The organism is Pseudomonas sp. Cab53, assembly GCF_018325965.1.
GTDB classification, from domain to species: Bacteria; Pseudomonadota; Gammaproteobacteria; order Pseudomonadales; family Pseudomonadaceae; genus Aquipseudomonas; species Aquipseudomonas chlororaphis_E.
Genome location: NZ_AP021902.1, coordinates 4,014,586 through 4,034,893 on the forward strand (window position 1 = coordinate 4,014,586; position 20,308 = coordinate 4,034,893).

Annotated in this window: 21 protein-coding genes and 1 pseudogene; 13 read left to right on the forward strand and 9 right to left on the reverse strand. The window is 63.5% G+C overall.

Features of this window, described 5'->3' with window-relative positions; translation table 11 throughout:
* Positions 1–106: 106 nt before the first annotated feature.
* The 4 genes from KI241_RS17415 to KI241_RS17430 are packed head-to-tail and all read left to right on the forward strand — an operon-like array spanning position 107 to position 3,540.
* The gene (locus KI241_RS17415; RefSeq protein ID WP_042728729.1) at positions 107–703 is read left to right on the forward strand and encodes a paraquat-inducible protein A; all 597 of its coding nucleotides are present in this window, start codon (positions 107–109) and stop codon (positions 701–703) included.
* Positions 700–1,359, forward strand: coding sequence for a paraquat-inducible protein A (locus KI241_RS17420; protein ID WP_042728730.1), 660 nt, complete (start codon positions 700–702; stop codon positions 1,357–1,359). Before KI241_RS17415 ends, KI241_RS17420 begins: the two co-directional genes overlap by 4 nt.
* Positions 1,340–2,998: an MlaD family protein gene (locus KI241_RS17425; protein ID WP_042728731.1), complete on the forward strand. Its 1,659-nt coding sequence runs from the start codon at positions 1,340–1,342 to the stop codon at positions 2,996–2,998. Before KI241_RS17420 ends, KI241_RS17425 begins: the two co-directional genes overlap by 20 nt.
* A 17-nt stretch (positions 2,999–3,015) precedes the next feature.
* A complete protein-coding gene (locus KI241_RS17430) occupies positions 3,016–3,540 on the forward strand; it encodes a PqiC family protein (RefSeq protein WP_047739148.1) in 525 nt (174 codons plus the stop codon).
* 1 nt (position 3,541) lies between these two features.
* On the opposite strand, the gene KI241_RS17435 is transcribed toward KI241_RS17430, so the two are convergent.
* Positions 3,542–4,171 carry a glutathione S-transferase family protein gene (locus KI241_RS17435; protein ID WP_212802795.1) on the reverse strand — a complete coding sequence of 210 codons (630 nt, stop codon included), beginning with the start codon at positions 4,169–4,171 and terminating at the stop codon, positions 3,542–3,544.
* A 216-nt stretch (positions 4,172–4,387) separates the two neighbouring features.
* On the opposite strand from KI241_RS17435, the gene KI241_RS17440 reads away from it, so the two are divergent.
* Positions 4,388–4,783 carry a hypothetical protein gene (locus KI241_RS17440; protein ID WP_047739150.1) on the forward strand — a complete coding sequence of 132 codons (396 nt, stop codon included), beginning with the start codon at positions 4,388–4,390 and terminating at the stop codon, positions 4,781–4,783.
* A gap of 165 nt (positions 4,784–4,948) precedes the next feature.
* On the opposite strand, the gene KI241_RS17445 is transcribed toward KI241_RS17440, so the two are convergent.
* From KI241_RS17445 to KI241_RS17455, 3 genes are all read right to left on the reverse strand, one after another.
* Positions 4,949–6,043 carry a DUF1615 domain-containing protein gene (locus KI241_RS17445; protein WP_212802796.1) on the reverse strand — a complete coding sequence of 365 codons (1,095 nt, stop codon included), beginning with the start codon at positions 6,041–6,043 and terminating at the stop codon, positions 4,949–4,951.
* A 190-nt stretch (positions 6,044–6,233) separates the two neighbouring features.
* Positions 6,234–7,208 (reverse strand): porphobilinogen synthase, encoded by a 975-nt coding sequence (hemB, locus tag KI241_RS17450; protein ID WP_042728735.1) that lies wholly within the window; start codon positions 7,206–7,208, stop codon positions 6,234–6,236.
* Positions 7,209–7,384: 176 nt separating this feature from the next.
* Positions 7,385–8,083 carry a glutathione binding-like protein gene (locus KI241_RS17455; protein ID WP_042728736.1) on the reverse strand — a complete coding sequence of 233 codons (699 nt, stop codon included), beginning with the start codon at positions 8,081–8,083 and terminating at the stop codon, positions 7,385–7,387.
* Positions 8,084–8,377: 294 nt separating this feature from the next.
* On the opposite strand from KI241_RS17455, the gene KI241_RS17460 reads away from it, so the two are divergent.
* Positions 8,378–9,052: a hypothetical protein gene (locus KI241_RS17460; RefSeq protein WP_042728737.1), complete on the forward strand. Its 675-nt coding sequence runs from the start codon at positions 8,378–8,380 to the stop codon at positions 9,050–9,052.
* Positions 9,053–9,170: 118 nt separating this feature from the next.
* Positions 9,171–10,223, forward strand: a complete 1,053-nt coding sequence (locus tag KI241_RS17465) for a permease (RefSeq protein WP_212802797.1) — start codon at positions 9,171–9,173, stop codon at positions 10,221–10,223.
* A 143-nt stretch (positions 10,224–10,366) separates the two neighbouring features.
* Here the strand turns inward: KI241_RS17465 and mnmH are convergent, their stop codons facing one another.
* Positions 10,367–11,482 carry a tRNA 2-selenouridine(34) synthase MnmH gene (gene mnmH, locus KI241_RS17470; RefSeq protein ID WP_042728746.1) on the reverse strand — a complete coding sequence of 372 codons (1,116 nt, stop codon included), beginning with the start codon at positions 11,480–11,482 and terminating at the stop codon, positions 10,367–10,369.
* Positions 11,482–12,515 (reverse strand): annotated as a pseudogene (gene selD, locus KI241_RS17475) (selenide, water dikinase SelD). The gene mnmH and the pseudogene selD overlap by 1 nt, the downstream one beginning before the upstream one ends.
* A 311-nt stretch (positions 12,516–12,826) precedes the next feature.
* Here selD and KI241_RS17480 point away from each other — a divergent pair.
* The 3 genes from KI241_RS17480 to KI241_RS17490 all read left to right on the forward strand — a co-directional run bounded on the left by KI241_RS17480 (position 12,827) and on the right by KI241_RS17490 (position 15,286).
* On the forward strand, positions 12,827–13,777 hold the full coding sequence (locus tag KI241_RS17480; protein ID WP_212802798.1) for a nucleoside-specific channel-forming protein Tsx: 951 nt from the start codon (positions 12,827–12,829) through the stop codon (positions 13,775–13,777).
* A gap of 54 nt (positions 13,778–13,831) precedes the next feature.
* Entirely contained in the window at positions 13,832–14,857 is a 1,026-nt protein-coding gene (locus KI241_RS17485; RefSeq protein ID WP_212802799.1) for a purine nucleoside permease, read from the forward strand.
* Between the two features lie 144 nt (positions 14,858–15,001).
* Positions 15,002–15,286 (forward strand): hypothetical protein, encoded by a 285-nt coding sequence (locus KI241_RS17490; protein WP_047739155.1) that lies wholly within the window; start codon positions 15,002–15,004, stop codon positions 15,284–15,286.
* 5 nt (positions 15,287–15,291) lie between these two features.
* Here KI241_RS17490 and KI241_RS17495 read toward each other — a convergent pair whose 3' ends face one another.
* Both KI241_RS17495 and KI241_RS17500 read right to left on the reverse strand, forming a co-directional pair.
* Positions 15,292–15,744, reverse strand: a complete 453-nt coding sequence (locus KI241_RS17495) for a DMT family transporter (protein WP_047739156.1) — start codon at positions 15,742–15,744, stop codon at positions 15,292–15,294.
* Between the two features lie 2 nt (positions 15,745–15,746).
* The gene (locus KI241_RS17500; RefSeq protein ID WP_042729706.1) at positions 15,747–16,244 is read right to left on the reverse strand and encodes a DMT family transporter; all 498 of its coding nucleotides are present in this window, start codon (positions 16,242–16,244) and stop codon (positions 15,747–15,749) included.
* 113 nt (positions 16,245–16,357) lie between these two features.
* On the opposite strand from KI241_RS17500, the gene KI241_RS17505 reads away from it, so the two are divergent.
* The 3 genes from KI241_RS17505 (at position 16,358) to KI241_RS17515 (ending at position 18,838) form a co-directional block, all read left to right on the forward strand.
* Positions 16,358–17,290: a LysR family transcriptional regulator gene (locus KI241_RS17505; RefSeq protein WP_212802800.1), complete on the forward strand. Its 933-nt coding sequence runs from the start codon at positions 16,358–16,360 to the stop codon at positions 17,288–17,290.
* A 91-nt stretch (positions 17,291–17,381) separates the two neighbouring features.
* Entirely contained in the window at positions 17,382–18,164 is a 783-nt protein-coding gene (locus KI241_RS17510; protein WP_212802801.1) for a hypothetical protein, read from the forward strand.
* Positions 18,165–18,250: 86 nt separating this feature from the next.
* On the forward strand, positions 18,251–18,838 hold the full coding sequence (locus KI241_RS17515) for a hypothetical protein (protein ID WP_212802802.1): 588 nt from the start codon (positions 18,251–18,253) through the stop codon (positions 18,836–18,838).
* Between the two features lie 313 nt (positions 18,839–19,151).
* Here the strand turns inward: KI241_RS17515 and KI241_RS17520 are convergent.
* Positions 19,152–20,299 (reverse strand): IS3 family transposase gene (locus KI241_RS17520; protein ID WP_144419424.1). Its coding sequence is split into 2 segments (ribosomal slippage): positions 19,152–20,044 and positions 20,044–20,299, totalling 1,149 coding nucleotides; the frame shifts between segments, so codons are not numbered across the junction.
* Between the last annotated feature and the right edge of the window lie 9 nt (positions 20,300–20,308).

The following is a 20,308-nucleotide window of genomic DNA, read 5'->3' on the forward strand; positions in this document are numbered from 1 at the left end:
TCAACACGCTGGGAGCGAGCGGGCTCGCTGCCAGCGTCACTGCCACAGCTTGCTGATTGGCCGTTCACTTCTATATTGAAGGGGTTGCCTCTGCCCGAGCCTCTCGATGGCCACCTCCGCCCGACTGATCATCTGTGAGCATTGCGATGCGGTGTACGAGCCGGTGGTCCTCGTGCGGCATCAAAAAGCCTCGTGCGTGCGCTGCCACGCGGTCATCCAGCGCTACAACGGCCTGAGCATCGAGCAACGCCTGGCCCTGACCCTCACGGCCGCGGTGCTGTGGGCGTTCACCAATGTCTATCCGATCATGAGCATCCGGTTCAAGGGCCTCAGCAACAGCGCCACGCTGTGGGACTCCATCGTCGCCCTGAGCCAAGGGCCGATGACCTTCATCGCCCTGGTGGCCGCCGTCGCAATCATCGTCGCACCGGCCCTGCAATTGGCGCTGCTGCTCTGGGTACTGGGCTACGCCCACGCCAACCGACGGGCGCCCGGCTTCAACCTGTGCATGCGCAGCCTGGAGAGCCTGCGGCCCTGGAGCATGCTCGAAGTGTGCCTGCTGGGTGCCCTGGTGGCGGTGATCAAGCTCGCCGGCTTGCTGGACGTGCTCCCCGGCATCGGCCTGTTTACGCTGGCGGCCTTGAGCCTGCTGATGATCCGCATTGCCGGGCGCGATGTCCGCGACCTGTGGGACAGCCTGTGAACGGCCTGCCGTCGGCCGACCCGCCCAAGGCCGACGACCTGAACCTGTGCCTGTGCCACGGCTGCGGCCTGGCCTGCGACATGAGCGACGAACCCCAGGCCTGCCCACGCTGCGACGCCGACCTGCATCGCCGCAAACCCAACCCCATCACCCGCACCTGGGCCTACATGCTGGCCGCGCTGGTGTTCTATATCCCGGCCAACCTGCTGCCGGTCATGAATACCCAGATGCTCGGCGACGGTGCCGACAGCACCATCATCAGCGGCGTCATCGAGTTCTGGCAAGGCGGCGCCTGGGACATCGCCCTGATCATTTTCATCGCCAGCATCGCGGTGCCGGGCATCAAGTTCGTCGTGCTGACTTTGCTGCTGGTCACCGTCCAGCGCCGCAGCACCTGGGCCCAGGTCCAGCGGGCCAAGCTCTACCGGCTGGTGGAGGTGATCGGCTACTGGTCGATGCTCGATGTGTTGGTGGTGGCCCTGGTGGCCGCGCTGGTCAAGTTCCAGGCCCTGAGCGACATCGAGCCGCGCCCGGGCATTCTGTTCTTCGGCCTGGTGGTGCTGTTCACCATGTTGTCGGCCATGAGTTTCGACCCCCGGCTGATCTGGGACACCCAACCCTGCGAGGAGGCGCTGGATGAAAACGCAAGCCACTGACGGGCAACGGCCCGGGCCAGGACGCGCCAACGTCACCACCCGCCGCTGGACCGTTTCGCTGGTGTGGATCGTACCGATCATCGCGGTGCTGGTGGGGCTGTCCCTGGTGGTCCACGACTGGCTGCAGGAAGGCCCGACCATCACCATCACCTTCAAGACCGGCCAGGGCCTGACTGCCAACAAGACCGAGGTGAAATATCGCAATGTGGTCATCGGCCAGGTCACCGACGTGCAATTGAGCAACGACCAGAAAAACGTCACCGCCACGGTCAAACTGGCCAAGAACGCCGACACTTTCACCCACGAAGACTCCGTGTTCTGGGTGGTTCGGCCGCGCATCGGCGCCGGCGGGATCTCGGGGATCGACACCTTGCTGTCCGGTGACTTCATCGGCGCCGACGCCGGCCAGTCGAAGGTGCGCGCCAAGTCCTTCACCGGCCTGGAAGCCCCGCCGCCGATCACCTACGGCGAACCGGGCAAGCGCTTCACCCTGCACTCCCAGGACCTCGGCTCGCTGGACATCGGCTCGCCGGTGTACCTGCGCAAGATCCCGGTGGGCCAGGTCGTGTCCTACGCACTGGACGCCGAGGGCAAGGGCGTCGACATCGATGTGTTCGTCAACGCGCCCAACGACGCCTACGTCACCGAAAACACCCGGTTCTGGAACGTCAGCGGCGTGGACGTCAACGTCGGCGCCAACGGTTTCGCGGTCAAGACCGAATCCCTCTCGGCCCTGCTGCTGGGCGGCATCGCCTTCCGGGCCCCGGATTACAACCCCAACGACAGCCCGGCCAGCGCGGACAAGACCTTCGAACTGTTCGCCGACCAGCAGAGCGCACTCGCGCCGCCCAACGGCAAGGCGCAATACCTGGCGTTGCGCTTCGATCAGGCGCTGCGCGGCTTACGGGTCGATGCGCCGGTGGAATTCCTCGGTGTGGAGGTCGGCCGGGTGGTGGCGATCAACCTGGATTTCGACGAGAAACAACGCAGCTTTCCGGTCAACGTCGGTGTGGTGATCTACCCGCAACGCCTGGGCAAGGCCCATGAGAAACTGCTCAAGGCCCTCAATCATAACCCCGACGACGAAGCCGCTGGCGCACGCCTGATCGGCAGTTTCGTCGAGCGCGGGCTGCGCGCCCAGGCCCGCAGCGGCAACCTGCTGACCGGGCAGTTGTACATCGCACTGGACTTCTACCCCAAGGCGGAAAAAGTCGCCTTTGACCCCAATGCCCGGCCGGTCCGTATCCCGACCATTCCGGGCAGCCTGCAGCAACTGCAGGAACAGCTCCATTCAATGGTGGAACGGATCAACAAGCTGCCGCTGGAGAGCATCGCCAGCAACCTGGACGGCAACCTGGTGGAACTGCGCAAGGGCCTGAAACAGATCAACGGCAAGACCCTGCCCGGCGTGCAAAGCACCTTGCAGGACGTGAGCAAGACCCTGCAATCGGCCAACTCGACCCTCGCCGAGGATTCACCCCAGCGCGAACAACTGACCGAGACCCTCGACGACCTGGGCCGCATGTCGCGCTCGCTACGCGAGTTGTCCGACTACCTGAGCCGCCATCCCGAATCGCTGCTGCGTGGACGTCCCAAGGATGCTCCGGCGCAGAACCTCACGTTGCCGCCAAACGAATGATCACAGGAGCACACCTGATGCCGCTGAAACTCATAGGGCTCGCCATCGCCCTGTTGCTCGTCGCCTGTCGCAGCGATCCTATCCACTACCACACCCTGAGCCCCGCCCAGCCGGCCGGCCCGTCGCGGTCCAACGCGGACATCCAGGTCGAGCAAGTCAGCGTACCGCCCCAGGTGGATCGCACCCAGATGGTCATCCGCCAGGGCAACAGCGCCCTGGCGATCCTGGAAACCGAGTGGTGGGGCGCCAGCCTGGCCGATGAACTGCACAGCAGCCTGGACGAACAGTTGAACAATCCCGGCGCGGCCAAGCGTTTGCTGCGCGTGGACGTGAAGCGCTTCGACTCGATTCCCGGGCGCTACGCCCGCATGGATGTGCAATGGCGACTGCGGGGCACGCAGTCCCCCACCCTCACCTGCCGCAGCAGCCTGCAAACGCCGGCGGGTGGCAGCATCGACGCGCTGGTGAGCGCCCATCAGAACAACGTCCGTCAGTTGGTGGGCCTCATCGAGCAGGCCGCCACGGCAAACGCCTGCCCCTGATTCACTCGGCCCAGTGCAGCGACAACACGGGCGCTACCCGTGGATGGCGGTCGATGCGCGCCAGCAAGCCGTGGAACTCGGGACGAGCACTCAGCATCGCTTCCCGCGTGCCGCTCCAGCGAGTGATCACCGCGGCCAGGATATCCAGGGCTCCCGGTTCGGCACCGCCGAAAAAAGGCCTGGCCGCGAACTGGTCGGCAAACAAGGCCCAGTTGCGATACAGCCGTTGCTGGGTACCTCGGACCAATGACTCGGCGCAGGCGTCATCACCACCGTCCAGCCAGCGCTGTGGAAAATCGAGGATGCCGATGGGCGTGTAGCAATTGGCGGCGACATAGACCAGGCCGCGCAGGGTTTGCGCGCGTTCGAGGGGATCGTCAGGCAGCAGCTTCGACGCGGGAAAGCTCAGCCCGAGGTGAATCAGGATCGCGGCCGCCTCGGTCAGCACCGAGCCATCCGGTAATTGCAGGGTGGGCACTTGGACTTGTGGGTTCAATGTCTTGAGCTCGCGCGTTGCCTCGCTGTCCTCGGTCGAATAGGCATCGATCCGGCGAAACGGCACGCCGCACCACTCCAGCGCGATCTCCACCGCCGCCGACCCGGACTGACGGTGACCGAACAACTGATACATGAGGGGTCTCCTGAGGAAGGGGGTTATGGGGTAGAGCCCGCCAACTCCGCGGCGTTCCAACCAACGTCACTGTTGCGGTATCGAGCTGACCGGCTGCACACCAACGAGCTATCACCGCGGTCGATATCCACCATCATTTCAATGAAGTTCTTATTGACGGTGGTCGGACGCAACAATGGCGCCACACCAACCACTGCACCCCCGGAGCACACCCTCATGAAACGCCAAATCATCCTCAGCCTTGCTTTCTCGGTCCTGGCCGCCAACGTATTCGCCGCCACCGCCCAACCTGTTGTCGCCGAAGGCGGCTCCGATCGCCTGATCGAAAAACGCGTTGCCGAAGGCGGTGCCGATCGCCTGCTGGAACGCCGCGTCGCCGAGGGTGGTTCCGATCGCCTGCTGGAACGCCGCGTTGCCGAAGGCGGTGCCGATCGCCTGCTGGAACGCCGTGTCGCCGAAGGTGGCGCCGATCGCCTGCTGGAACGCCGCGTCGCCGAAGGTGGTGCTGATCGCCTGCTGGAACGCCGCGTCGCCGAAGGTGGTTCCGATCGCCTGCTGGAACGCCGTGTCGCCGAAGGTGGTTCCGATCGCCTGATCGAGAACCGCGCATGAAGGAGGCCCATGCAACCCAGGCCCCAGACAATGCAACACCCACCGTGGCGAGGGAGCTTGCTCCCGCTGGGCTGCAACGCAGCCCCCGACAATAACCGCGAGCAAGCACCCTCGCCACGGTCTCTTCTCAAATACCCAAGCCCCGCCATCGACCTCGCGTCATCGCTACCGCCCCGACGCCCGCGCCATACACCGCTGATAACGCTCATCCACCCGCTTGGCAAACCACGCCGTCGTCAACGTGCGTGTGATCTTCGGGCTCTTGAGCACGATCCCCGGCAACACCGCCCGCGGCAACGGCTTGCCTTCCGCGCTTTCGGCCAGCTCGAACACCCGCTTGTAGAGCTTGCTGTCCTCGAACGCCAGGCTGTCCCCCAGCTCCAGTTGATCGCGAATGGTCGGGTTGCGCATTCCCAACGACTTGCCCAGCGTGCGTACCGCCAGCTCCGTGCTACCCGGCATGATGGCGTCATGCAGGATCAGATCACCGTCCAGCTCCAGGGAAATGCCCGACGCCCGACTCACCGCATGCTGGAACGCCGCATTGCGACTGGCGTACCACCCGGCATTGAAATCGGCGAAACGGTACAGCGGCTCGGTGTAGCTCACCGGATAGCCCAACAGATGGGCGATGCCGAAATACAGGCCGCCGCGACGGCTGAACACTTCGCGACGAATCGAGCCATCCACCGTGTAGGGGTAATTGCGGGCATTGGCCTGGGCAAAGGCGATGCTGACCTGCATCGGCCCACCGGTGTGCACCGGGTTGAAGCCGTCGAACAGCGTCTTGCCCAGCGGCACCATGCCGATGAAATCATCGAAGATCTCGCTCAACGCCTTCTCACTGCGCACCGCGTTGAGCCGGTCGGCGTAGCTTTTGCCGTTGGGCGAGCGCAGCTCAAGCGCACCGCTGATCAACAGCCTGGGAATGTGCATCTTCGCTGCGCGGCGATCGATCTCTTCCCGGGCGATCTTGCCCAGCCCCGGCACGCTGGGGTCGGCCTGGAAGGTTGATTCCTGCTCGGTCACCGCCAGGACTGCACAGATATTCTGCGTCGTGGTCGAGAGCTGCTGGGCCGAGAAGGCCACATAGATGTCATTGGCCCACCCTTCGCGATCCGCGGTCTTTGACGGCAGCAACCGCACGATCTGCCGTTTGACCTCGTCCGGTTGGCGTTCAGGCTCCTGGGCCTGGCGACTGCCGCAACCGGCCAGGGCCAGTAATGCGACAAGGCTGATCATCCATCGAGTGAGTTGCATGTTGCCCCATGAGGTCCGTTGGTCCGCAGCCACCATACGACCAAATGCCGGACGAGGCTACGTTCGCTCACTCGGGGCGACGGGTCGCCACACCCTCCCCTCGGAATCGACCGGTTGCACCCTGGCGGGATGTGCCGACGCCTTCGCGAGCAAGCTCGCTCCCACAGGTGTTTTCACTCTGGATCCGTGGTCAGATCCCGCTTGACGCCAGGTCCATCGCAAAATAGGTGAAGATCAGGTCGGCCCCTGCTCGCTTGATCGCCCCCAGGCTTTCACGGACCACCCGGGCTTCGTCGATGGCGCCGGCCTGGGCGGCGAACTTGATCATCGCGTATTCGCCACTGACCTGATAAGCCGACAGCGGCAGGTTCGACGCCTGGCGGATGTCGCGGATGATGTCCAGGTAGGCACCGGCCGGCTTGACCATCAACGCATCGGCCCCTTCCTGCTCATCGAGCAGCGATTCGCGCAGGGCTTCGCGGCGGTTCATCGGGTTCATCTGGTAGCTCTTGCGGTCGCCCTTCAAGGCGCTGCCGCCGGCTTCGCGGAACGGCCCATACAGCGCCGAGGCGAATTTGGTCGAGTAAGCCATGATCGCCGTCTGGCTGAAACCGGCTTCGTCCAGGGCCCTGCGGATGGCCTGGACCTGGCCGTCCATGGCCGCCGACGGGGCGATCACATCGGCGCCGGCGCGGGCCGCTGCCACGGCCTGCTTGCCCAGGTTGACCAAGGTCCGGTCATTGTCCACTTCGTGCCCGTGCAGGACGCCACAATGGCCATGATCGGTGTACTCGCAAAAGCAGGTATCGGACATCACGATCATTTCCGGCACGGCGTCCTTGCAGATGCCGGCCATGCGCGACACCAGGCCACGCTCGCTCCAGGTATCGCTGCCGTCGCCGTCCAGGTGGTGGGAGACGCCAAAGGTCATCACGGCCTTGATGCCGGCCCGGGCGTAGCGTTCGATCTCGCTGGCCAGTTTCGATTCAGGGATGCGCACCACGCCCGGCATGCTCTTGATCGGCACGAAGTCGTCAATTTCCTCTTCGACGAAAATCGGCAGCACCAGGTCGTTCAGAGTGAACTCGGTTTCCTGGAACAGGCTGCGCAAGCTGGCATTGCGACGCAGACGGCGTGGACGTGCTTCGGGGAACTGGCTGGACATGGGACTCCTGGGCAATTGGGGGCTCGATCACAGGGGGCAAAGCTTATGCCCTGGTCGACCCGGGCACAAACGCCGGCTGGAAAACAGAGTGTTACCGGCCGGGCAATAATCGCTCTACAGGGCCAACGTGCCATTGATGCAAATCACCCCAGCACTGCCCGGGCGTCATCAGCCGCTCATTCCGGAATCTTCAGCCCACGAACCACCGCCGGTCGCGCCAGGAAGCGCTCCAATACCCGCGTCACGTTGGGAAAGTGCTGGATGCCCACCAGGTCACCGGCCTCGTAGAAGCCGATCAGGTTGCGCACCCATGGAAAGGTCGCGATGTCGGCGATGGTGTAGCGCTCGCCCATGATCCAGTCGCGTCCTTGCAGGCGCCCGTCGAGCACTTTGAGCAGGCGTTTGCTTTCCTCGACGTAACGGTCACGGGGGCGCTTGTCCTCGTAGTCCTTGCCGGCGAACTTGTTGAAGAACCCCAGCTGCCCGAACATCGGCCCGATCCCGCCCATCTGGAACATCAGCCACTGGATCGTCTCGTAGCGCGCCGCCGAGTCCTGGGCCAGCAACTGGCCGCTCTTGTCCGCCAGGTAGATCAGGATCGCCCCCGACTCGAACAGCGCCAGCGGCTTATCCCCCGGCCCGTGGGGGTCGAGAATCGCCGGAATCTTGTTGTTGGGGTTCAGGGACAGGAACTCGGGGGATAACTGATCATTGCTGCCGAAGTCCACTTTATGAGGCTCGTACGGCAGGCCGATCTCTTCGAGCATGATCGAGACTTTCACGCCGTTGGGGGTCGGCAGCGAATAGAGCTGGATCCACTCAGGGTATTGAGCGGGCCATTTGCGGGTGATGGGAAATGGATTCAGGTCAGCCATGGTCGCAGGTTCCGAGAGGAATGGATGAGCGAGGATAATCCAAATCCGGAAAGACCTCATAGGCGTGATCAGCCCCTGCGCTGTTCTTAATTTCGCAACATCCTGTCGCTAATGTTCAGTGCATCGCTGGGAAGGAACCGGCCGCAGGATCGAACCAAAGGGCCTCAATGGACTCTGAGCAATGCCCTTAAGGGAACCGAGGCGGCGTCATGACAAGGAAAACACCCGAGGCCATCCGCCTCGTGGTGCCAGGGTTTGTCAGCCTGACTCAAAGAAGACTGAAGAATCGATCCGATGATGAACCCACTGAATTTCGCCAAGCGCCTGCAGCACCGTTCGTGGCTGCTGCTGCCGACCTTACTGGTGGTCTGCGGCCTGGCGCTGTCGCTGGAGTCCAGCGTCAGTCGCGCCCAGCCAGTCGACGGTGTGCAGACCCTGGTGTTCCTGCGCCATGCCGAAAAACCGGCCGGCGGCCTGGGCCAACTCAATTGCCAGGGCCTCAACCGGGCCATCGACCTGGCCACCCTGCTGCCGGAAAAATTCGGCAAGGCCGACTATGTGTTCGCGGCCAACCCGACCCGCAACGTCGAAGAGGGCGAACTGGATAACTCCTACAGCTACATTCGCCCGCTGATGACCATCAGCCCCAGCGCCATCAAGCTCGGGCTGCCGGTGAACATCAATTACTCGGCCAACGACACCAGTGACCTGGCGGATGAGTTGCTGCACGACAAGTACCACAACGCCACCATCTACACCGCCTGGTCCCATGGCTACCTGCCGGAGCTGATCAACAAAGTCGCCGGCGAGGCCGTCGGAAAGAAGCAGACCATTACCGAAGACTGGGAATCCGGGGATTTCGATTCGTTGTATGTGCTGACCCTGACCTGGCACAACGGCAAGGCCAGCCTCTCCAGCCGGACCTACAAGCAAGGCCTGGATAACGGCCAGGAAACCTGCCCGACCTGAGGCATCAGCCGCGGTGGCGGGGGCGTCAGGTCCTGACCGACGGGAGGACGTTGCTCTCGGCGGGAGTCAGTGCCGCGGGGTATGATGCAGCCATTCTCCCGCTACCCGGATTTTCTCCATGTCTTCATCCTCTGCCGCTGCTCACCGGGGCTGGTCGTTCTGGTGCAAGCCTGCCCTGTTCCTGCTGGTGGCCTGCGTCGGCCTCTATTACGTCAAGTGGTCGCCCTACTACCTCAAGGCCTTTGTCGCCGCCGACAACCACAGCATCGGCGGCTCGATCCTCAATGACGCCCAGGCCGCGCCGCTGACAGCGGCCCTGGCCTACGCCCAGGTGTACTTCCTGGCCATTTGGAAGGCGGCGGTGCTGGCGGTGATCCTCGGCTCCCTGCTGCAAGTGTTGATCCCCCGTGACTGGTTGCTGCGCCTGTTCGGCCGGGCCGGCTTTGCCTCGACCTTGCGCGGTGGGCTGTTCGCGCTGCCCGGCATGATGTGCTCGTGCTGCGCCGCGCCAGTGGCGGCCGGCCTGCGTCGGCAGAACGTTTCGGTGGGCGCGGCACTGGCCTTCTGGATCGGCAACCCGGTCCTCAACCCGGCGACGCTGGTGTTCATGGGCTTCGTGCTGGGCTGGGGTTTCACCGCCCTGCGGCTGGTGGCCGGTATCGTGCTGGTGTTCGGCGTGTCGATGGTGGCCCAGCGCATTGCCCGCCCCGAGACCCTGCCCGAAGCCGCCGTGGAAGCGGTGGCCGAAGCCAGCACGGTGGATGCGCAGCCGTTCCTGATCCGTTGGGGCCGGACCTTGTGGCAGTTGTTCTGGAGCACCATCCCGATCTACGTGCTGGCGGTGCTGGTGCTGGGCGCGGCGCGGGTCTGGCTGTTCCCCCACGTCGACGGCGCCATGGCCGACAGCCTGGTGTGGCTGGTACCGCTGGCCATTGTCGGCACGCTGTTCGTGATTCCTACCGCGGCGGAAATCCCGATCGTGCAGACCATGATGACCCTCGGCATGGGCACCGGCCCCGCCGTCGCGTTGCTGATGACCCTGCCGAGCATCAGCCTGCCGTCGCTGTTGATGCTACGCAAGGATTTCGATGCCCGCGTGCTGGTGACCGTGGCGCTGCTGACCATGGTGGTGGGGATTGTTTGCGGGTTGATTGGGGCGGTGGTGCTCTAGCAGGCTGGCACCTGAATGCCGGACAGCCACAACCCCTGTGGGAGCGGGCTTGCTCGCGAAGGCGTCGACACATTCAAAAGAGATGCGAGCTGACCCACCGCTTTCGCGAGCAAGCCCGCTCCCACATGGGGTTGCGGTGAAATTCACTGTTGAGGCTGACCCACGCTCGCCGCCCGCTCCCGCAAATACTCCACCACCGCCGCCTGCTCCCCCGAGAACTCGATCCGCAAGCCCTTTTTCTCCCGCTGGTACACGTACATCGGGTCGTAGTACTCACGCAGCAGGCCTTCGATCCAATCCCGATGCAGGTCGACCGCGCCGCTGCGAGCCTGCTCCGCCAGGGCAGCTTCCAGGATGCCCATCAAGCGCCGGTGACGGTCGCCCCCCAGGCGCTTCTGGATGTTGCCCAGGCTCGCCAACAACCGCTCGGCAAACGCTGAGAACCCCTGTTCGCCCTGGACCGCGACGAACTCGGCGCACAGGTTGACGATGTAGTCCCGCAGGATCCGCTCAACCCGCCGCTCGACGCTGTCTTGCAACCAGACCATCGGCACCTGCTGCATGCGCTGGAACAACGACAGGGGCAAGGCGCAACTCCCGATCATGCGGTTCTCATCTTCCAGCACGAAGTGCTCGATGCCCGCCGCGCGCTTTTTCAACACGTCCACCGCCAGGCGGTTCTCGAAATCGATGTTGGACGGCTGCCCAGTGGCGCGCTTGCCGAAACTCGAACCGCGATGGTTGGCATGGCCTTCCAGGTCAAGGCTGTTTTCCAGCTGGGCCAGCACGTCGGTCTTGCCGGTGCCGGTCATGCCCCCCAGCAACACCAGGTCGCACTGGCTGACCGCCTGCTCGACCGTCTCCAGCAGGAACGTGCGCATGGCCTTGTAGCCGCCGGCCACCCTGGGGTACTCGATGCCCGCTTCGTCCTTGAGCCACTGCTGGACGATCTGCGAACGCAAGCCGCCGCGAAAGCAGTACAGAAGACCCTCGCGATGCGTGTGGGCAAACTCGGCCCAGGCCTGGATGCGTTGTGCCTTGGTCTGGCCGGACACCAGCTGATGACCCAGCACGATCGCCGCCTGCTGCCCTTGCTGCTTGTAGCAAGTACCGACGCGTTGCCGCTCGCTGTCGGTCATCAGCGGCAAGTTGACCACGCCGGGGAAGGCCCCCTTGATAAATTCGATGGGCGCCCGGGTGTCCATCATGGGCCGGTCGTTGAGGAAGATGTCGCGGTAATCGGTGATGTCATCGGCCATCATGACACCTCGACCGCGTGGGTCTGTCGCTCGACCAGTTCGCCAATCGGCTCCAGCGCCAGGCCGAGCTCCGCGGCGACCCGCAGAAACTCGGCCTCGCCCTGCGCGGTGACGGCGATCAGCAGCCCGCCACTGGTCTGTGGGTCGCACAAGACCCGCTTGTGCAACTCCTGGACCCGGCCCACCCGGCTGGCGTAGCTGTCGTAGTTGCGCAACGTGCCGCCCGGCACACAGCCCAGGTCGAGGTAATACTCGACGCTCGACAGGCGCGGCACCGCGTCATAGCGGATGCGCGCCGTCACCTGGCTGCCATCGGCCATTTCCACCAGATGCCCGAGCAGGCCGAAGCCGGTGACGTCGGTCATCGCCGTTACGCCATCAAGCTTGCCGAAACGGCTGCCAGGCTTGTTCAGGGTGCACATCCAGTCACGGGCCAGGCCAACGTCGGCGGCCCGCAGCTTGCCCTTCTTTTCAGCGGTGGTGAGGATGCCGATGCCCAGGGCTTGGTCAGGTACAAGCGGCACCCCGCAGTGGCGGTGTCGTTGCGTTTCATATGGCGCTTTTGCACCAGGCCGGTGACCGCCAGGCCGAAGATCGGCTCCGGTGCATCGATCGAATGCCCGCCCGCCAGGGGAATGCCCGCCTCGTCACACACCGAACGCCCGCCGCGAATCACCTCCCGGGCGATTTCCGGGGCCAGCACGTTCACGGGCCAGCCGAGAATCGCGATAGCCATCAGCGGATCACCGCCCATGGCGTAGATGTCGCTGATGGCATTGGTGGCGGCGATGCGTCCGAAATCGAAAGGGTCATCGACAATCGGCATGAAGAAATCGGTGGTCGAGACGACCCCGCGGGTTTCGTCGATGGCGTATACCGCGGCGTCATCCCTGGACGCATTGCCGACCCACAGGTTGGGGTCGAGGTTCTGCGCACCGCTGCCGGCCAGGATCACTTCCAGTACCTGGGGCGAAATCTTGCAGCCGCAGCCAGCACCGTGGCTGTACTGGGTCAGGCGAATAGGCTCGCTCATGGGCATACCTCTTGTCAGTCAAGGTGACCGAGTCTACCAGCATCCCCCGTGCCCCAGCGCCGCACACGATGAGTGCCAGGCAACAGGGCCTGCCACCCTTTGGTGCCTCTTCAAATGGCGGCACGGTGACCACGGTATGAAGATTGACCAAAAGGCCAGAAAAAACGGCCGTTCCCTTTGTTTTTCAAGCCTGTATGAAAATCTGGTACAGGATGTGCAAACGTTTGCGAAGCCAGTCGCTCGCCGCGAAACGACGACGGTTTCTTCAATCACGGAACACGGGCTTCGGCCCGCTCGGACAAGGATTTTCCATGCACCACACTTCCCGGCGTTGCACCTCGCCCGGTCCTTGGGCAGCCTGCCTGCTACTGACCGCCGTTACCGGACTACTCAGCACTACTACCCTGGCGCAGACGAACGAAACGTCCGCCCAGGGCGAAGCCCTCAGCCCCGAGGCCACCCAGCCGAAAAAAGGCGTCTACCTGTCAGACTGGTACAACCAGGACCTGACGATCATTGGCAGCAAAGACATCAGCTTCGGCCCACAACCCACCGACGACGTGTACCTGGAGTACGAATATTTCGGTCGCAAGGGCCCGTTCGAACTGTACGGCTACGTCGACATCCCGAAGCTCTTCACCATCGGCAACAGCCACGACAAAGGCGTGTGGGACCATGGCTCGCCGGTGTTCATGGAGCATGAGCCGCGCATTTCCATCGATACCCTGGCCGGACGTAGCCTGGCCATCGGACCGTTCAAGGAATGGTACGTGGCGTTCGACTGGATCTACGATCACGGCAGCAACAGCGCCAATCGCGCCAACACCTTGTACAGCGGCCTGGGCACCGACATCGACACCCATTCGAGGGTCAACCTGTCGGCTAACCTCTATGCTCGCTACCAATGGGAAAACTACGGCGCCAGCAATGAGTATTCCTGGGACGGCTACCGCGCCCAGCTCAAGTACATCGTGCCGATCAGCCAGTTCAGCAACGGCGCTTCGCTGACCTACATCGGCTTCACCAATTTCGACTTCGGTTCGGACCTGCACAAGGACAACCCGGCGCGTACCGCCAACGCCACGGTCGCCACCAATGTCCTGCTGTACTCGTTCACGCACTTGCGCTTTACCCTGGTGGGCCGCTATTTCCACAACGGGGGCAACTGGCAGGACGGCAGCGAGCTTGATTTTGGCGAAGGCAGCTTCCGCGCCCGATCCGATGGCTGGGGGTATTACGCGGGGGTTGGCTATCAATTCTGATCCGATACCTGCCCACAAAAGCATCTGTTTCGATTCCACGGAGGTCACGAAAGCATGATCAATCGCCTGTGTGTTCCAATCGGCCTGGCAACGGCCGCCCTGTTCAGCACGACCGCCGGCGCAGCCCCGCCGCTGCAGCCCAAGGTCATGCTGATCACGATGTTTGCCCCCGAGGCACAAAACTGGATCGAGCGCCTGGCGCTCAAGGATGAAATCCGCATCCCCGGGCTGTCGGCCGAGTACCCGACGATCCGTTGCAACACCGAACGGGTCTGTCTGATGATCACCGGCATGGGCCAGACCAACGCCGCCGCCTCGACATTGGCCCTGGCCCTGTCGCCCCGCGTCGACCTGCGCAAGAGTTATTTCCTGGTGGCCGGGATCGCTGGGATCAACCCGCATCACGGCACCCTGGGCACGACCGCCTGGGCCCATTACCTGGTGGAATTTGGCACCCAGTGGGAGCTCGACTCGCGGGACGTGCCCAAGGACTGGCCCACCGGCTACCTGGGCATCAACACCAAGGGTCCCAACGAAAAGCCGCCGCTGGACTACAAGACCGAAGTCTTCGAACTCAACCCCGCGCTGCAAGCCAAGGCCTTTGCCCTCAGCCAGAACGTGAGCCTGACGGAAAGCGAGGCGTCGGCAGCCTGGCGCGTGAAATACCCCTACGCTCCGGCCAACCAGCCACCGGTGGTGACCCGCTGCGACACGCTGGCGGGCAACACCTGGTTTTCCGGGACGCGTCTGAGTGAACGGGCCGAAGTCTGGACCCGCCTGCTCACCGATAACAAAGGCGTGTATTGCACCACCCAGCAGGAAGACAACTCCACCTACGAGGCCTTGTTGCGGGCCAGTCGTGAGGGTCGGGTGGACATCAATCGGCTCGCAGTGCTGCGCGCCGGCTCCGACTTCGATCGACCCGAGCCCGGCGGCAATGAAGTGGACAACCTGCTCAAGTACGCCGACCAGGGCGCGTTCGTCCCCGCCCTGGAAAACCTGTTCCGCACCGGCAACCCGCTGGTGCAGGACATCGTCAAGCACTGGTCGACCTGGGAGCACGGGGTGCCCAGGTCCTGATCCTCGCGCCTGTGGAGGGCGTTGCGACGCGGGCATCGATCCCGGCTAGCCCTCGCAGCCCCGCCGACCTCACTGCGATGGAATTTTCCATTGCCTGGGGGATCACTTGAACATCATCCCAGCGTACCCATCCAGGAGACTGCGATGCCCAATGCCCCTGCCGCCGCCGACAGCACCCACCTTGACTACGGTCTGGACACCCTGTTTGGCCGCGAAACCAAAACCATCGAGTGCCAGCTCGACGTCAAGCGCCTCGACGACGGCGAACCACCCTGGTTCGCGCTGCACGTCAGGCCACCGCTGCCGGAGGACCTGCACAAGGCTCAGATCGTGGTGTTCAGCGCCGAGGGCCGGCGCATCAGCGGCATCGTCCGACGCACCGAGCGCCTGGCCGACGACAGCCTGCAACTGGACGTCGAACCCGACTGAGGCGCTCAGGCCTGCCGCGCGCTGCTGCGATACATGAACACCAGCGCCAGTGCCAGGCAGACCATGGCCAACATCCGGCTGCCGGACAACTCGATGGCCGGGTTGCCCAGCCAGCCGAAGTTGTCGATCAGCATGCCCATGCCCAGTTGGCCGACGATCACCGCAACTGTCGCGACGGCGGTGCCGACCCTGGGCACCGCCCCTACCATCACCATCATGTAGACCACGCCGAACAGCGCGCCACTGAGTTGCCATTTCGGCACCTCCAGCAAGGTGACCGCGTGGGCCGGCTCGAAAAACACGATCAGCAGGCCAGTGATCACCGCGCCCACGACAAACGTCAGCAAGCTGCTGCGCAACACTCCGACCGTCTGACCCAGACGACCATTGATGGCGGCCTGCACGCTCAACACCGCCCCCGCCGCGACCACCACCAGCAACAAAAGAACCAGATTCATCATCAACCTCGGGCAATCAGGACAAGGGCCACGACAATCAGCGCCAACGCCAGCCAGCGCTCGCCATTGACGCGCTTGCGGGTGGCACCGAACCAGCCGAAGTGATCGATCAGCACGCTTTTGCCCACCTGGCCGGAAAGAATCGCGACCATGGTCATGGCAATACCGATGTGAGGCGTGGCGAGCGTGAGCACCACCACGTAGACCGGTCCCAGGAAACCGCCGATCAGTTGCCAGCGCGGCAGTTCACTCAACGCCGGCCCTGGCTGCCGGCCACTGAGCAGCAACAGCAGGAACAGAACCGCCGAGCCCACGCCGAAAATGCTCAAGGTGGCCCACAAATGACCGACCTGAACGCCCAGCGGCCCCAACAGGCCCGCCTCCACCGACAACCCCATGCCCGCCAGGATCACCAGCGGCAGCAACAGCCAGCGCAAGAACGGCCGGGGTTTGGCGGTAGCCGTCACCGATTCGGCCTCGCTGATGGAAGACGCTTGCATAGTCACACCCTGTTCCAGGAAAGAAGGGCCGGCATTATCGGCTGGCATCGCTGTGCGATAAATGGGAGCATCCCGACAACACTTTTGCGTATTACGCACAGAAGGAATCGCCCATGCAGGGGCTTGACGAGCTTGGCTTCAAGGCACTCCGACTCTTTGTCGCGGTGCTCGACCACGGCAGCTTTTCCGAGGTGGCCCGACGCGGAGGCCTGGCGCCCTCCTCCATTTCCCGGCAGGTCCAGTTGATGGAGCAGGCCCTGAACCAGCAACTGCTCTATCGTCACACCCGCGCGGTCTCCCCGACCGAGGCCGGCCGCCTGCTGGGCCACCACGCACGCTTGCTGCTGGTGCAGTTGGAAGAAGCCGAACAGGCCTTGCAGGAGCAACACAGCGAGCCGTCCGGCCTGGTGCGGATCAATGCCCCGGTGGTGTTCGGCCAACGCCACCTCAGCCCTTGGCTGGGACCGCTGTGCGAGCGCTATCCGAAGCTGCAACTGGAGATCCAGCAAACCGACAGCTACGTCGATCCGCTCCAGGAGGGGGCCGACCTGCTGTTTCGCATCGGTCCGTTGCACGACTCCGGCATGCAGGCGCGGATCATCGCCGCCCATCGCTTCCAGATCGCCGCCAGCCCGGCCTACCTGGCCCGTCACGGCACGCCCCTCAAGCCCCAGGACCTGGCGCACCACCAATGCCTGGCCTACAAAGGCGTCACCGGCCAGCAGCGTTGGTTTTTCCGCCGCCCCGGCCAGGCGTGGACGCCCTACAGCGTCAAGGGCCCGATCACCGGCAACCACGCCGACACCTTGACCCAGGCCGCCGAGCAGGGCCTGGGGCTGGTGATGTTTCCGTCATGGCTGATCGGTGAAGCGGTGCGCAACGGCACATTGGTGCCGGTGCTGCGCGACTACGAAGCCTCCAACAGCCTCGAACCCCAACAGATCGCCATGCTGTGGCCGGGCAGCCGCCGGTTGTCCGTGAAGGTGCGCACGGTGATCGATTTCTTCTTCGAGTGTTTTGGCGAAGTCCCCTATTGGGACCGCTGACAGGGGCCACGCCCTGAACACGGTGGGCGCGGTTCACTGGCCATGGGCTGGGTGTTAACGTGGCACTCCGAGAAGCGACAAGGACGACTGCGTGCTACTGCTCAAACTGCTGGTGATTCCGGGTTTCCTGTTGCTGATTTCCCTGGCCGGTCGACGCTGGGGCCCGAGTGTGGCCGGTTGGCTGTCGGGATTGCCGGTGGTGGTGGGGCCGATTCTGTTGTTCCTGGCCCTGGAACAAGGCGAGGCGTTCGCCGCCCGATCGGCGACGGCGGCGTTGTCGGCCATGTTCGCGATGATTACGTTTTGCGTGGTGTACGCCCAGGTTGCCCAGCGCCGAGGTTGGCCTTGGGCGCTGGGCATTGCATTGGCGGCCTGGGCCTTGGTGGCACTGGTGCTGTCCTGGCTGCCGGCCTCGCTGCCATTGGCAAGCCTGTTGGCGGCAGTGGCTTTGCTGGCGGCGCCTTATCTGTTCCCGGCGGTCCGGCCCGTGATGCAGAGGCCAACGCGCACGTCCGACAAACTGTTGCTGCGCATGATCGCCGGCGCGTTGCTGACCCTCGCGGTGACGTGGTTGGCCAGCACCGTGGGCGAACGCTGGAGCGGGTTGCTGGCGGTGTTTCCGCTGCTGGGCAGTGTCATGGCGGTGTTTTCCCAGCAAACCCGCGGGCCGGCATTCACGGCGGCGCTGCTGCGAGCCACGGCCACCGGCATGTATTGCTTCGCCGCGTTCTGCCTGACCGTGGCCCTGACCCTGCCGATGCTGGGCCTGCCGGCCTTTGCCCTTGGCGTTGCCGTCTCGGCGGTCATGCTTCTGGTGACCCGACGCCTGTTGGTGCGCACGCCTCCATCGGCCTGCGTAGCCGCACCGAAATGACCGACGTGCCTGCCGTTGCGCTGGAGTCAGGTGCGATGCCCATGGGATGATCGCCGCTCAAGCGCGACCACCTGTGGAGAGTGTCAATGTCAATGCCGAGTCAATACGCTGCCGCCCTGCTGCTGGCGGTCATCGCCAGCCTGGCCGGAGTACCTGCCCAGGCCGCCCAACCCAAATCCACCGGCGAGGCACCGGCGCAGAAGGTCTCGATGCTGTCCGGAAAGTTCGTCTTCACCTTGCCCAAGGGCTTCACGGCCACGCCGCTGCCCGCCGGCGAAGCAGCCCAGGGCACCGCTGGCGCGACAGGGACGATGTACAGCAACGCCACCAGCCGAACGGTGGTGATCGCTGCTGAAAACACCATTGCCGACGGTACATCCGTGAAGGATAACGATGGCGCGTTTCTCGACACGACCATGGCCGGCTTCGCTGCCCAGCGCACCCAGGCCCTGCCGGACGCCAAGATCCTCAGCGAAAAAAGCCTGACCCAGAAAGGCAGCGGCCTGGGGTTGCGCCAACTCGACACCCGCGCCACCCAGGGCGGCGGGCCGACCCTCGACACCACCTTGCTGGGCGCCGCGGGCACCCGCGTGGCGGTGGTGCAGGTGATTTCCCGAGCCAGTGACCAGGCCGGTCATGAGGCGCTGGTGAAGCGGATCGCCAGTGGGCAGTGATGGGGCTGTGATTCCAGGAGACCGCGTCGCTCCGATCGCGAGCAGGCTCGCTCCCACAGGGGGATTGTGTACGGCGCGGAAGTGAAGCCCACCCCGATAAAAATGTGGGAGCGGGCTTGCTCGCGAAGACAATGGCACATTCAGTATGGATGCAAGCTGACACGACGCATTCGCGGGCAAGCCCGCTCCCACAGGGGATTGTGTACGGCGCGGAAGTGAAGCGCACCCCGATTAAAATGTGGGAGCGAGCTTGCTCGCGATGACGTCGGCACTGAGGTGGTCAATTTTTTCCGGACACCTCAATCGGTGTTTTTCAGGCTGCTTGCCGCTCATACTGATTGGGCGGCAAATAGCCCAAGGATGAATGGATTCGCCTTCCGTTATAGAACCGCACGATGTAGTCCGTGATGTCTTTGATCGCTTCGCCATGGTTGGCGTAATCCTTGCGCCAAACACGCTCCATCTTCAGATTCAAGAAGAAGCGCTCCATGACCGCATTGTCCCAGCAGTTGCCCTTGCGACTCATGCTGCAACGCATTCCATGTCGCGTCAGCAAGTTCTGGTAATCCGTACCGGCATACTGGCTGCCTCGATCCGAATGAGCGATCAAGCCCGGTTCAGGTTGTCTCTGCGCGATGGCCAGTTGCATCGCACTGCATACCAACTCTGCTCGCATGTGGGGTGCCATGGCCCAGCCCACGATTTTGCGTGAGTACAGGTCCATGACGGCCGCCAGGTACAGCCAGCCGCTGCGGGTACGGATGTAGGTGATGTCAGCGACCCACGACTGGTTGATGCGCTCGGGATTGAACTGGCGATTGAGCAGGTTCTCAGCCACCGGAAAATTGTGATTGCTGTCAGTGGTATGAACGAACTTGCGCTTCCAAATCGGACGCAAATCCTGTTGTTTCATCAGGCGGCGGACCTTGTTCCGTCCAACGGAGACGCCAGTGTCACGCAGCGCTTTCACCAAACGACGGCTGCCATAACAGTGTTCATTGGACACGAAGGCAGCCTTGAGCTGAGCGGAAACCGAGCACACAGGTTTTGGCTTCAAACGCCGCTGACGAGCTTCGTAAAACCCCGAACGACTGATCCGCAACACCCGGCAGATACGCGCCACCGGGTAGGCCTTGCATTGGACTTGGTGAACCAACTGGTGGATCACTTCAACTCGCGGGCAAAGAAGGCCGTAGCTTTTTTTAATATGTCATTATCCGTCTTCAGTTCGCGGACTTGCTGTTCAAGCTGGCGAATACGCTGCTGGTCGCTGGTCAATGGTTTGCCAATCCCCGTACCGCCCGACTGCTCGGTTTGATACTGCTGAACCCAGCGGCGCACGGCGGTATCGCTCAGGCCTAAATCGGTACAAACCGAGTTCACGCTCAGACCTTGATCAACAACCATCTTGCAGACCTTCAGCTTGAACTCGGCGTCGAATTTTCTGTACTTCTTAGTCATGGAATATTC

What these genes read in the sequence shown, in the direction of transcription:
- KI241_RS17500 (WP_042729706.1), bottom strand. Translation starts at nt 16,244, where the DNA reads ATGCAAGCGTCTTCCATCAGCGAGGCCGAATCGGTGACGGCTACCGCC.
- KI241_RS17460 (WP_042728737.1), top strand. Translation starts at nt 8,378, where the DNA reads ATGATGAACCCACTGAATTTCGCCAAGCGCCTGCAGCACCGTTCGTGG.
- KI241_RS17515 (WP_212802802.1), top strand. Translation starts at nt 18,251, where the DNA reads ATGTCAATGCCGAGTCAATACGCTGCCGCCCTGCTGCTGGCGGTCATC.
- KI241_RS17430 (WP_047739148.1), top strand. Translation starts at nt 3,016, where the DNA reads ATGCCGCTGAAACTCATAGGGCTCGCCATCGCCCTGTTGCTCGTCGCC.
- KI241_RS17480 (WP_212802798.1), top strand. Translation starts at nt 12,827, where the DNA reads ATGCACCACACTTCCCGGCGTTGCACCTCGCCCGGTCCTTGGGCAGCC.
- KI241_RS17455 (WP_042728736.1), bottom strand. Translation starts at nt 8,083, where the DNA reads ATGGCTGACCTGAATCCATTTCCCATCACCCGCAAATGGCCCGCTCAA.
- KI241_RS17495 (WP_047739156.1), bottom strand. Translation starts at nt 15,744, where the DNA reads ATGAATCTGGTTCTTTTGTTGCTGGTGGTGGTCGCGGCGGGGGCGGTG.
- KI241_RS17490 (WP_047739155.1), top strand. Translation starts at nt 15,002, where the DNA reads ATGCCCAATGCCCCTGCCGCCGCCGACAGCACCCACCTTGACTACGGT.
- KI241_RS17415 (WP_042728729.1), top strand. Translation starts at nt 107, where the DNA reads ATGGCCACCTCCGCCCGACTGATCATCTGTGAGCATTGCGATGCGGTG.
- hemB (WP_042728735.1), bottom strand. Translation starts at nt 7,208, where the DNA reads ATGTCCAGCCAGTTCCCCGAAGCACGTCCACGCCGTCTGCGTCGCAAT.
- KI241_RS17465 (WP_212802797.1), top strand. Translation starts at nt 9,171, where the DNA reads ATGTCTTCATCCTCTGCCGCTGCTCACCGGGGCTGGTCGTTCTGGTGC.
- KI241_RS17440 (WP_047739150.1), top strand. Translation starts at nt 4,388, where the DNA reads ATGAAACGCCAAATCATCCTCAGCCTTGCTTTCTCGGTCCTGGCCGCC.
- KI241_RS17435 (WP_212802795.1), bottom strand. Translation starts at nt 4,171, where the DNA reads ATGTATCAGTTGTTCGGTCACCGTCAGTCCGGGTCGGCGGCGGTGGAG.
- KI241_RS17505 (WP_212802800.1), top strand. Translation starts at nt 16,358, where the DNA reads ATGCAGGGGCTTGACGAGCTTGGCTTCAAGGCACTCCGACTCTTTGTC.
- KI241_RS17425 (WP_042728731.1), top strand. Translation starts at nt 1,340, where the DNA reads ATGAAAACGCAAGCCACTGACGGGCAACGGCCCGGGCCAGGACGCGCC.
- KI241_RS17485 (WP_212802799.1), top strand. Translation starts at nt 13,832, where the DNA reads ATGATCAATCGCCTGTGTGTTCCAATCGGCCTGGCAACGGCCGCCCTG.
- KI241_RS17445 (WP_212802796.1), bottom strand. Translation starts at nt 6,043, where the DNA reads ATGCAACTCACTCGATGGATGATCAGCCTTGTCGCATTACTGGCCCTG.
- mnmH (WP_042728746.1), bottom strand. Translation starts at nt 11,482, where the DNA reads ATGGCCGATGACATCACCGATTACCGCGACATCTTCCTCAACGACCGG.